The following is a 12,108-nucleotide window of genomic DNA, read 5'->3' on the forward strand; positions in this document are numbered from 1 at the left end:
AATTATTGCTCGTTGAATCGAGACGACCCAGGTGACTCAACCGTCGGACAGACTCTACCTTCTCTACCACGAACTTCGGCCAAGCCGAAGCGATTACTCCTACGTGGTCGAGACAAGCCAATTTGAGAAACAAGTCGACCTGTTTCTCAAATTGAGAAGCGAAGAGAAGACCTCGGCTTTCTATCCCGAAATTACTTTCGATGACGGGCACATCTCAAACTTCGAGCGGGCACTGCCCATCCTGCAATCACGAGAAATCAAGGCATGGTTCTTTATCACCGTGGGCTGGACCGGCCAAAAGCCAGGCTACATGGGCTGGGCAGAGTTGCGCGCCCTACAGGAAGCCGGCCAGCAGATCGGCGCTCATGGCTGGTCCCACACTCTCCTTACCCATTGCGATCAGTCACAGTTACAAAAAGAACTCCTTGAAGCACGGCTCACGCTCGAAGACAAACTGGGAACCTCCATCACGGCGATGTCGTTACCCGGGGGCAGGTCGAATCAGCGTATCCTGGCCGCCTGCCGAGAATCCGGCTATACGCAGGTCTTCACGTCGGTCCCGAAAGGAGAGCCTCAACCAGCAGGGCCGACCGTTGGTCGCCTCAATGTTCGCGGCGACATGACGATCGAGTGGATCTCAAAGCTCCTGCAACCTGAGAGTGGTATTTTATCCGGTCTTCAGCGGCAACATCAGATCAAAGCCACCGCAAAAACTCTGCTGGGCGACCGGCTCTACGAAAAACTCTGGGCTCTTCTCAATCGACACGAGCCCGCCACCGACGCAGGAGAAGCTGCAGCCTATGAAGATCCTGCACATCATTAGTAGCGGCGGAATGTACGGTGCAGAGGCCGTGATCCTGAACATGTCGCGCACGCTGAACGAGAACTCGCACTCGAGCATTCTCGGCGTTTTTTCGAACTCCGCAAATCCGAATCTGCAGCTTCACGAGGTCGCGACCGCCCAGGGCATCGAGTCCCATCTGATCTCCTGCGCCGGACAGATCGACCGCACCGTACCTTCGAGCATTCGAGAACTTGTTGCTCGTGCGAATGCTGACGTCGTCCACGCCCATGGCTACAAGGCAGATATCTACTGCTACTTCGCCTTGCGCGGATCGAGCCTTCCGCTCGTCTCCACCTGCCACACCTGGTACGACAACGATCTGACGGTCTCCCTCTACGGAGCGGCGGACCGCTTCATATTGCGAAACTACGGAGCTGTAGTAGCGGTTTCGGAAGATGTAAGACATCGCCTCCTGAAAGCGGGAGTCCGCAAAGAAAAAATCCACATCGTTCGGAATGGCATTGACCTGCGCCCCTTCGACAACGCCGCTCCTTCGCTGCGTGAGATCTCCTCACCAGATAATGCTCCTATTGTCGGACTCATCGGCAGGTTAGCCACAGAGAAGGGCGTCGACATCTTTCTTCGAGCTGCTGCACGCGTCCTGGCAGACCTCCCGGCCACGAAGTTTGTAGTAATCGGCGAGGGGCCGGACCGCGAACAACTTGAGTTACTCATCGATGAGTTGCAAACTCGAAATAACGTCTTCATGCTGGGACGTCGAGACGACATGCCGAGCGTCTACGCCTCGCTCGACATCATGGTTTCGGCCTCTCGCCACGAGGGACTGCCGATGGCTATTCTCGAGGGCATGGCAAGTGGCCGTCCCGTCATCGCAACAGCGGTGGGCGCGGTGCCAGACGTAATTGTGGATGGCCACACCGGAGTGCTCGTTCCCTCTGAGAATGTCGAGGCTTTGGCTGCAAAGATCGTGACCCTTCTGAACAACGCAGCGCAACGAGAAAATCTGGGAGCCGCTGCAAAGAGACTAATCGAAGAAGAGTTTTCTGCAGAGCGGATGACAACGGACTATCTTCACATCTACGAACAGGCAATCGCGGCAAAAAAGCAACAAGCGTCCGCTCACTCAATCTCTTCCGCAATCTCACAAGGAAAGACAAAGTGAACGAAGACACACGGCAGCCAACAGTCTTCATGATGGATCTCTGGGCCACCGTCCCTTACTACACGGCCTATCTCTCGAGGGCGCTCCTCGCCAAAAGCGTCAACGTGACCGTCGGGTCCATCTCCTACTATCTCGACCCCGAATGTTTCTCGAGCCGAGGCATCAAGCTCGACCCCGGGCTCATGGACGTAGTCGGCAGGTTTCGGTTACCCCGCTTGCCACGCCGAGTTTTCAAGCTCCTCGAGTCATTGCTCAATCTGGCCGCACTATCGATACGCTTCGCCATCTCCCCGCCCGACATCGTTCACGTACAGTTCCTCACCATGTTGACCCAGCGCCTGCCGTTCGATCTCTGGTTCGTCCGCCTTTGCCAACGGCGCGGCTCGAAGATCGTGCTAACTGTTCACGATCTTTTGCCACACAACACAGGCCAAAGCCACAAGCGGATCTTCCACGATCTTTATCAAATGGTCGATCGCATCATCTGCCACTCCGACACCGTCAGAGAGAGGCTCGCGGAGGAGTTCGCCGTGCCGGAGGAAAAGGTCTCCGTGATTGCTCATGGTCCCTTCTTCTACGATCTGCCAGTAACTGCCGAGCAGATTTTGCAAAGTTTCGCGCTCGACCCGCGAAAGCTCCTCGTACTGTGGCAGGGCATCATCTCTCCCTACAAAGGAATTGATCTTCTGCTGGACGCCTGGCAACGGGTTGAAGCAACCACCGAGCAACCGCACCTCCTGATCGCGGGCACAGGTTCCCCTCAGTTGCTCGAACAGATTCGCGAACAAATTCGCCGCCTGAACCTGCAACGCGTCCAGCTTCATCCTCGCTTCATCTCCGCAGAAGAGCTCGTCGCACTCTACCGCGCAGCGGAGATCGTGGTTTATCCCTATCGTGCAATCACGACGAGCGGTGCTCTTGCGACTGGCCTGGCTCTATGCAAAACCATCGTCGCGAGCGACCTCCCAGTCTTTCGTGAACTGCTCACGGACAAAGAAAATGCATTACTGGTCGACCCTCAAGACTCGCTCGCACTCGCCAACGCACTCACCGAGTTGTCGAAGGACGCTCCTCTAAGGGCACAACTTGCCAATAATGTGCGAAGCATGAACTTTGGAGAGGAATCATGGCTGTCAATTGCGGCGAAAACAATTGAGTGTTACAAATTCGTTCAGCGTGGCCAGCTGTGATATAAGAATTAAGTACCTCTTCTGAAGCGTTCGTTCTTAAGTCGTCGCTCTTTCTATCTGCCGGTTCTGATGTGTTAGGTGATTCGCTCTCTTTCAAGAGCAATCTCTCTCTCAGGCGGGCAAGATAATTCGTTATAGAGCTTACAAATCCGAATCCTCTTCGTTCCCAAACTCCATGCATCGTGCTGGACCTGGTCCGTTGTCCCGAAGATATTCGCGGACGCTGCGACGGTTGCCTGGTCGAGCTCCGGATCGTGTGTACAACCAACGTGGGATAGTTCTATCGGCCGAAGTAGCTTGTACTGCAGGGGTGAGTTACTATAGTAATTAATCCCTTGATCCCCCATCTTGTGATTTCCTGTTCCATTTGCGAATTCACTGCATGTAACACAAGCTGGACATGCAGATGAGGACCTTTGCCTCGCGATACATGAAGTGGGCCCCGGTTTCCGTTACAGGGTAACTGTAGTAACCATTTCCAAACAAAATATTCGTCCGGATGTCTGGGTCCCGCGTTAGTTTCGGCTCAGGCAGCGTGATTTGACTAACCAATTTCTCTTTTTGTACGGAGCTTATTTTGCGAAAAATATTCAGTACCCTTGTAGCGAGCATCACCCTTGCGCTTATTTTTTCTTGTCTGGATGCGGCCTCGCCGTCACAGACCGCGAACGCCGCCACGGCACTTGCCATCACCGGCACATCGGTACCGCAAGCGACTCTTGGAAAGGCCTATACCACTACTCTCAAAGCAACTGGCGGCACTTCGCCGTACCAGTGGAGACTCGTTTCCGGAACTCACGTCCCAGGATTGTCTCTCGGTGAGAGCACAGGCCAAATTCATGGAACACCAGCGGAAGGAGGATCATTCACAGCTACCTACTCCGTTACGGATGCATCCAAGCCCGCTCAGGTAAAGACTGTCCAACTGACCGTCGTGGTTGCAACTCCAGCTCTAGCGTTTGCCACCACATCCTTACGTGCAGCCACGCAAGGCACAAAATATGCGACAACGTTGCAGGCGACTGGAGGCACCCCTTCCTACGGTTTTTCGATCTCCTCCGGCAAGTTGCCCGCGGGAATCACCATGTCATCTGCCGGTGTAGTCTCCGGCACGCCCACGGCCTCAGGGACATTTCCCGTCACGGTCGCAGTCAAGGACTCCTCTAGCCCAAATCTCACCAAGTCCGAGTCGCTCTCGCTGGTTGTGACAGCAGGCAAGACAACCACCTCTGCACTCGCGATCACCTCGGCCACGCTCGCCGCCGGTACCGATGGCGCGGCCTATTCGTCGCAGTTGAAAGCGAGCGGAGGCACCCCAGCCTACACCTGGTCGATCACCTCCGGTAAGCTGCCTGCGGGACTCACTCTGGCTGCAACCACCGGCGTGATCTCCGGTACTCCCTCGATCACCGGCACCTCCAGCTTCACCGCAGCCGTTACCGACAACAGCAACCCGGACCAGATCAAGTCCGCCGCGACTTCGATTACCGTTGCAGTGTCAACATCACAGAAGCCCGGCCCTGGTACGACGTGGTACATCCGCGCCGACGGTGGGAGCAACACGCAGTGCACGGGCAAGACGAACGCTGCTTATCCCGGTTCGGGGTCAGGTCAAGCGTGCGCCTTCAATCATCCCTACCAGATGCTGAACTCCTCTGGCGGCTGGGCGAACATGGCGGGCGGCGACACCATCCAGTTTGCCGACTCTTCCTCTGCCGCCCACACCTACTACATGGGCGAGCAGAATGCGGGAGTGGGCTCCGACTGGAGCTCCACGCTTGGCGGTATCTGCCCTGCACCCAATACCGGCGGCGGTGCTGGAACCAGTTGCATCCTTCCTGCTCCTCCCTCGGGAACAGCCGCACAGCACACCCGCATCCTCGGCCAGAATGCCGGTAGCTGCCACGACTCCGCGCACACCCACCTGGTCAATCCGACCGTACTCAGCGGAATCAATAACGCCTTCGCGGTTCTCGATACCCGCGCAACCGACTACGTAGACATCTCCTGCATCGAGATCACCCAGCCCGACACCTGCACCAATACCGCGGGTGCAGGACAGTGTGGATCCAATGCGAACTACGTCCACTACGGCGGTCTTATCTTGAACTATGGCGCGGGGAGCCAAGGCCCCTCCAACCTCACCCTCAACGATGTGGCGGTGGTTGGCATAGCTGGAAGCGGCATCCTCGGCAGCGAGCTCAACAAATCCAGCAGCGATGTCTTCTCCGCGACCGATGTCTATGTGATCGGCAACGGAGCCGCAGGCTGGAATGGTGATAGCGGAGGTTGCGGCACCTCCTGCGAGACCGTTGGGACCATGAATATCTCCTACGCGACGATCGACTGGAATGGCTGCGTCGCCGTCGAGCCTTACGACATGACCAAACCCGACACGCAGAACGCCTTCAACTACTGCTATGGACAGAGTGACGGAGGATACGGCGACGGATTCGTCCAGATCGCCGCAGGCAACATGAGCCTCAATGTGGATCACAGTCATTTCCGCTGGAATACGCAGGACGGCTTCGACGGGCTCCATCTCAGTGACGACGTGAAGACCTCTCCCGCGATCCACATCTCAACATCCTGGTCGGAGGGCAACGCCGGTGCAACCTTCAAGATCGGCGCCGGAGCCTCCTCGACCGCCATCAATAACGTGTCCATCAGCAACTGCCGGATTCTGACCACCGCCTCCGCGTTCCCCCTCAACCCCTCGGGCTGGACCCTGGACGGAGCAGATTCCTGCCGGGCAGCCGGGGATGAATGGTCCTTCCAGGAGAACAATGGCACTGTCATCACGATGGAGAACAACACGTCGGTTGGCTACGGCACGACCATGTATGACGTCGGCTGTGCTGCGCTCGCACCGAACTGCTTCTCCAACGGAGCGACATTTGTTTTCAAAAACAACATCAGCAAGGGCTATGCGGATCCCGGCAATGGAAACAGGCTCGCTTCCGGGTTCTACTTCGGGATGGGCAATCCTTTCGCCAACGCCGGGTCGGCAGCCGATCACAACCTGTGGAGCACGATGGACCAAGGATGCCCGGACAGCACGATTGGCATTGAGAAGATCTACACCTGCGCCGATCCCGGTCTGGCGAGCGAGTCCAACATCAACGCCATCAATCCCAACCTCACCTCCTCCAGCCCCGCCGTCGGCTCCGGAATCGCCATCTCCGGAATCACCACCGACTTCAACGGAACCACTAGACCCAACCCGCCAGCTATAGGCGCCACGGAATAAACAAAACCACAAACCAACCAGCCGGCCGCGTGACTCCACGCGGCCGGCTTTTTTGCGTCTCGTTAAATGCACTTGCTCACTTCTATCAGCGCTCGCGACGACCTCGAATCCCGACCGTCTATACTGGCAACTCTCCCAGAGTCCGTCGGAGACTGGAGCTTATGAACGTTCGCATTTGTCTCAAGGTGCTTTGCGTACTCATTGCGGGATGCGTCTCCTTGCCGCTTTATGGCACAACCTGGTATGTGCGGCCTGATGGAGGTACTCGATACTCCACCAATGTTACGAACGGTCAATGCGATGGAAAGGCCGATGCCGCGCCGTCTGGCGGAAAAGCTAACCAGCACTGCGCGTTCAAGGACGTTCGTATGCTATGGCAGGATGGCAGCTACGCCACAGGTACGAAATTTCCCAACTGGGGGTGGGTCATCGCTGGAGGCGATACAGTAATTCTCCGCGGTTCGATCGGGACAGGTGTTTCCTATAGGGTCGGGTGGGATCATGCCTCATGGTCTTGTGAGAAGAACACGTGTTGGGGTATTGCGGGAGACCCCTACGCCTCCGGAGCACCTCCGCCGCCATCGGGCACTGCCGCGCAGCACACCCGTATTCTCGGCGAGAACTATGCTTCGTGCCGAAGCCCTTCGGCCAAGACACAGCTTCACGGCGGCTGGGCAACCACCAACGTTCTCGACCTCTCCGGCACATCGTATGTTGATGTCGCTTGTCTAGACATTACAGACTTCTCGGCTTGCGGCCGAGCCTCGCAGAAACTTGGCTGCGATTCGAGTCAGGACTTCGCGCAGGTCGGAATCCGGCTCAGCAACAAGACGACAAACCTCACCCTTACTGACCTTCATATTCATGGTCTCGCTGGCTCAGGAATCGCTGGCCCTACCGGAGATGGCGTCGTCATGGATTACATCGACATCTTAGGCAACGCCAGTGCTGGTTGGAACGCAGACGCGAACGACGGAATCACCGGCAAAGGTAGCCTGCTGGTGCAACACTACGACATCAGTTGGAACGGTTGCGCCGAGGAATACCCCATTGTGCATCCGTTGCCCTATGGAGACTGCACCGATCAGGACCATGGCGGATATGGCGATGGCTTCGGAACGGCCACAAAAGATAGTGACCCTCCCGGCTGGCAAGTGCACTTCGATAAGGGAACTGCCAGCTACAACACGCAGGACGGATTGGACGCGCTCCATATCGGCGGAGCTGGATCCAGCATGACCGTTACGGACAGCCTCGCTTTCAGCAACATGGGACAGCAGCTTAAAGTAGGTGGCGCGACGGCGACATTGATCGGCAACTACATCGTCGGTAACTGCGACGCTATGTCGCATGCGATCCCAGGCACGCCTCCCGCATACAACGCCAAATTGGGCCTGTTTTGCCGCGCGGGCGATACCGCTATCGACATCACCATGCCGGAAGATCGGCCTGCGATCTTCCAACGCAACATTATCTACTCCAATAACCACGTTGCTTTGGAGGTCGAGTATGCGGGAGATCCCTCGCCCAAGGCCGCTATCAAATATGACGACAACATCTTTATCGGTTTCCCCAACTCGGAAGGGAACAACCCGTCGCCGATTTACAGCAACTCCGACCTCAAGATGTTGACCAATCCGGGAGCTAGCTTCAGCAACAATGTCACCTTCCGCCCAAAAAGCGATTGGAAGTGTCCTGCGACCCGGCTGCATGAGACCGGTGGAAGCTGTAGTGACCCGCACTTGAAGGATGAAACCTGGCACCCGTACGGCTACGGGGATGCTTCACCTAAAGCAGTAGACAAGAGCTCTTCGCAGCCTGCATCTGAAACTCCTAACGCAACCTCGCATGCTTCTACGGTGATGAAGTCCCTGGGAGCTGTAGTGGTCGTGACAGGCGTGTGGCAGGCATGGCGATCCCTGCGTGGACGAGCAACGAAGGCCTAGCCGAACCTGGGGCGCCCAATCAGATTTAAGAGCAGTGACCCTGCGGTTCTGGGATTATCTATGTCTAAGGGATAGAGGGCTACAGCTCGCAAGGAACTCATCAGGGCCGCCCATGGCCGCCTCTGCCGCTTCAACGCTTCTGCTCGCTGTTTGTAAACACGTGCCAACGAGATCTGGCGCTCGCGCAATCCACAACCTTGCTCGCCGTAGTGCTTCCGAATGAACGCTAACTGCGCCCTCGTGACTCGGTCGGGATCGCTCGACATAGAGCCCGCAGACACCCGGTAGTAGGCGATGACCTTGGGGATGAACGCAACTTCATGTCGCAACGCGATACGAAGGCAAAGATCGCGATCTTCTATCGTTTTCATCGCCGGATCAAAGGCACCGACCTCGTCGATGCATCGCCTTCGGAACGTAACAGAGGGGCACGGAAGTTCAACCTTGCGCATGTAAATGTGCGGGGCGATGTGTCCTTCGGAGTATTTTGGATTTCCCCAAAACGTCCCTGCGGGCCGACCTTCTGCGTCGATGTTTGTCACCGCGCCGTAAGCAAGACCAGCCTCCGGTCGCTCAGCAAGGATCTTCAACGATTCGGCCAGGCGGCAAGGCAACCACACATCATCTGCATCGAGCAGAGCAACGAACTCGCCGACTGAGGCGCGAACAGCAGTATTTCTCGCCCCTGGCTGTCCTTGATTTTCCTGTTTGATGTACTTCATCTTGGACCCAAGACGGAGAAGGAAGGGAGCGATCACCTCCTCAGTGTTATCGGTACTACCGTCGTCCACGAGCCAAATCTGCCAATCCTCGAACGTCTGCGACATGACACTCTCAATAGCAAACGGCAGGTAATGAGCAGCATTGAACGCGGGGATAATAACGTCGACCTTAGCCATCTTGCGTACTTTCACACCTTAAGAATCTTTTGGAATTGTCGACGTGCGAACACCGCGAACTATGACAAATACGCCCGTCACAAGTAAGTCTTCGTCACTGTAGTCAGAGAAATCTTTTAATAGCCGCGGCCGAATCGCTTGAACCATGTCCAGGTGTCGTTGGTTGTAGTGCGTCCCCGGGACCAGGCTGTCAACATGTGGCGCAATCTCGCTCTCTCCGATTATGTGCGTGAGGTAGCAACGCGAATCATGAAAATCGCGAGCGGCCAGTTCGCGATAGGTGGGTCGTCGTAGGCGATTCAGAGTTGGGTCGGGACGTGAGATCAGATTCCAAAGGTTGTCGGAGATAGTCAGGAAATAGAGTGGATGAATTTCGCCGAAGAGATTGTGGTTTCGGAAATCCACCTTGTGCCACATCTCGCCGTTCAAGCGGAGACACGTGACCATATTCTTCCAACCCCGCTTGAGGTCTCCCAGATGCTCCAACACGGCACGAGAGATAATAATGTCGTAACTTCTAGCTTCAAGAGGCGTCGCAACCGCGTCTATCGGCACGTCATAGCGGCTGATGAGACGGTCACCCCCGACGGTGGCAGTTCCATCAGATTGAAGCGTTACGACGTCGTGAACGCGCTCCCGTTCCGCAGCGCTGAGACCATCATAAATCGAACGGTAAATGTGTGAGTTGTGTTCGGCATCGAAATTTGGTGCGAATCCGTCGATACAAGTTACCGTACGCGCGCCGCGTGCCAATAAAAGAAGAGCGACTCCGAGATTGTCTCCCGGACCAATTTCAAGAACGTCCTTCCCATTCAATCGCTCTGGGTCGCCATCCGCTCCGTAGGTGATGTAATCGGCTACCACTCGGCGAGCATAGTTGGCAGCGTCTTCGACTGACATGCTCAGGCCTGTCGACCCTGAAAGATGCCCACGCAGCTTCAGCCGATTCAGAACTTGACCCTTTGTGTAATTGAGCCCGGCCAGTATCGGTGAGCGATCAATGAACGACATCGTTTAATCTCCAATCAGACCCTTGAGCCGCCAAGTGTGAACGCGATACCCACTTGACTCCTGCATAGTTCAGGACAACCTCGAACACTTTCAGTCCCCATGATCGTGGCCCATCGCAACCAACTATCATTTCGGTTCTGATCCCCACTCGCTGCGTGTCACTACTGGAAGAAAAGAAGGGGCCCACATCGTCATATTACTTAAACTAATGACTCGTGAACAACATGATATGCCTCTTCGGTATGACGAACCACATCACACAGAAGCAGCATTGTTTCATGTGCTATTCTGCTGCTCAATAAGTCAGAGAAAACTATTTCAACTGCATAAAAGAGATGAGAAAGTCCCATGCGCAACGCCTTGAAGCTGGATAGGATGCAAGGCGCTGTCCTTGTCCTCTTGAGCATCGCTGCGCTCGTCTCGCTTTTCACGGGAATCCGTCACGCCATCGAGTACCGCTGCCACGATCTCCAGTGGATGGGGGTTCGCTTGGTTGGACAAGGGATTGATCCGTGGCAAGAGGAACTCGCGCATTTCCCTCATCACTACGATCACTTCGTCACACCCAACTATCTTCACTCACTCTATCTCCTCCTGTTCCCCTTCGGTCTTCTTAGCTTCGATTCTGCTGAGATTGTTTGGACGACAACCACGGTCGTCTTGTCGATCATTTGCATGCTCATGCTTCAATCGCTCTTCAAACTGAGCCGCTTCCACACCCTGTTGGCGCTCTGCCTGCTCTGGATGAGTTCTCCCTTCCGCGTCACGCTGGAGGTCGGCCAAATGTCATTCTTTGAACTGTTCTTCCTGACCGGCGCGTTTCTCGCTACTTCGACCGCGCTTGGCGGCTTGTCGTTTGGTGTCAGCTTGGCGAAATACAGCTTCTCGCCTGCGGCCGTCATGCTCTTTCTCTTCCGTGGTCGGCTGCGTTTTCTTCTTTATGCTGCCGCTGTTCCTCTCGTTGGGCTGGTTGGCGTCTGGCTGCTCGTCAAGACGCCGTTTCTCAAACTTGCGCTCGAACCGCTTGCCGTCTCCTCTTCTCCCACCGCGGTCAGCCCAGGTTTCGCGGACTTGATGACCCTGCTTGAGCAAACTCTCAAATCCCATGTCCCTCACGCACGTCAGATTGCCTATGCGATCGGACTCTTCGGTAGCGCGGCCTATGCTCTCTTGTTGAGCCGATTCCGCCTTTCGCGCTCTGCCGAGTTTACGCTCATTTCAATTGCCAGCCTCTTCTTCGTCAAGCATCTAGTCTACGATTACGTATTCCTGGTTGTCTTGCTCTGCTTCGCCCTTACCCAGGAGAGCAGAAAGATTAAAGGAATCCTCCTCGGCGGGGTGCTGACCTTCTGGTTCCTTCTCCCTCTTCTCGATCGTAGTTCTCTGCACGATACCAACACTTATCTTGCAACTAACTGCTGCCTGCTCGCACTACTCCTAATCTTCACAACCTACCTTGTCACAAGAGCCGCGTGTGTTCCTTCCCCGGTGCCGTCGACAGAAAAACTGAAGACAGGTTCCTAGATCCTCGCTTTCCCCCACTTTCTCATTCCAGACCACTCGTTGACGCAAAACTCTTCGACAGGCCTGTGCGAATTCATTTCGACTCGCAAGCGTTGAGGATCTGCTTGTTTCTCCAGAACGCTCACGAGCTATTTCTTGGAATCCACGAATCACCTTTGAAATAAGTAACTTCAGCAGTCACAAACCGCAGGGCCTCTGGCCCGGATCGATCGTGTCCGAAAAAGAAACACCTCGATAAGCTGCCTTTATCTCTCGTACTACTTCTGTGGTATGTCCCGGACGCGGTCGTTCTTTGATACTTGTCACGAATTACTTTGGTTT

8 protein-coding genes are annotated in these 12,108 nt (G+C 55.6%); 6 read left to right on the plus strand and 2 right to left on the minus strand.

Annotated elements, in window-relative coordinates; translation table 11 throughout:
- Positions 1–31 precede the first annotated feature (31 nt).
- The 5 genes from RBB77_RS20980 to RBB77_RS21000 all read left to right on the plus strand — a co-directional run bounded on the left by RBB77_RS20980 (position 32) and on the right by RBB77_RS21000 (position 8,353).
- Positions 32–823, plus strand: a complete 792-nt coding sequence (locus RBB77_RS20980; protein ID WP_353063651.1) for a polysaccharide deacetylase family protein — start codon at positions 32–34, stop codon at positions 821–823.
- Entirely contained in the window at positions 801–1,967 is a 1,167-nt protein-coding gene (locus RBB77_RS20985; protein WP_353063652.1) for a glycosyltransferase family 4 protein, read from the plus strand. The genes RBB77_RS20980 and RBB77_RS20985 overlap by 23 nt, the downstream gene beginning before the upstream one ends.
- On the plus strand, positions 1,964–3,157 hold the full coding sequence (locus RBB77_RS20990; protein WP_353063653.1) for a glycosyltransferase family 4 protein: 1,194 nt from the start codon (positions 1,964–1,966) through the stop codon (positions 3,155–3,157). Before RBB77_RS20985 ends, RBB77_RS20990 begins: the two co-directional genes overlap by 4 nt.
- Before the next feature lie 577 nt (positions 3,158–3,734).
- Positions 3,735–6,407 (plus strand): putative Ig domain-containing protein, encoded by a 2,673-nt coding sequence (locus tag RBB77_RS20995; protein WP_353063654.1) that lies wholly within the window; start codon positions 3,735–3,737, stop codon positions 6,405–6,407.
- A gap of 161 nt (positions 6,408–6,568) precedes the next feature.
- Positions 6,569–8,353: a hypothetical protein gene (locus tag RBB77_RS21000; protein ID WP_353063655.1), complete on the plus strand. Its 1,785-nt coding sequence runs from the start codon at positions 6,569–6,571 to the stop codon at positions 8,351–8,353.
- Here the strand turns inward: RBB77_RS21000 and RBB77_RS21005 are convergent.
- Positions 8,350–9,267 carry a glycosyltransferase family 2 protein gene (locus RBB77_RS21005; RefSeq protein ID WP_353063656.1) on the minus strand — a complete coding sequence of 306 codons (918 nt, stop codon included), beginning with the start codon at positions 9,265–9,267 and terminating at the stop codon, positions 8,350–8,352. The two genes, RBB77_RS21000 and RBB77_RS21005, sit on opposite strands and share 4 nt — an antisense overlap.
- A gap of 3 nt (positions 9,268–9,270) precedes the next feature.
- On the minus strand, positions 9,271–10,263 hold the full coding sequence (locus RBB77_RS21010; protein ID WP_353063657.1) for a class I SAM-dependent methyltransferase: 993 nt from the start codon (positions 10,261–10,263) through the stop codon (positions 9,271–9,273).
- A 348-nt stretch (positions 10,264–10,611) separates the two neighbouring features.
- Here RBB77_RS21010 and RBB77_RS21015 point away from each other — a divergent pair, with 348 nt between their 5' ends.
- Positions 10,612–11,787: a glycosyltransferase family 87 protein gene (locus tag RBB77_RS21015; protein ID WP_353063658.1), complete on the plus strand. Its 1,176-nt coding sequence runs from the start codon at positions 10,612–10,614 to the stop codon at positions 11,785–11,787.
- The last annotated feature ends 321 nt before the right edge of the window (positions 11,788–12,108 follow it).

The organism is Tunturibacter psychrotolerans (genome assembly GCF_040359615.1).
Lineage (GTDB): Bacteria > Acidobacteriota > Terriglobia > Terriglobales > Acidobacteriaceae > Edaphobacter > Edaphobacter psychrotolerans.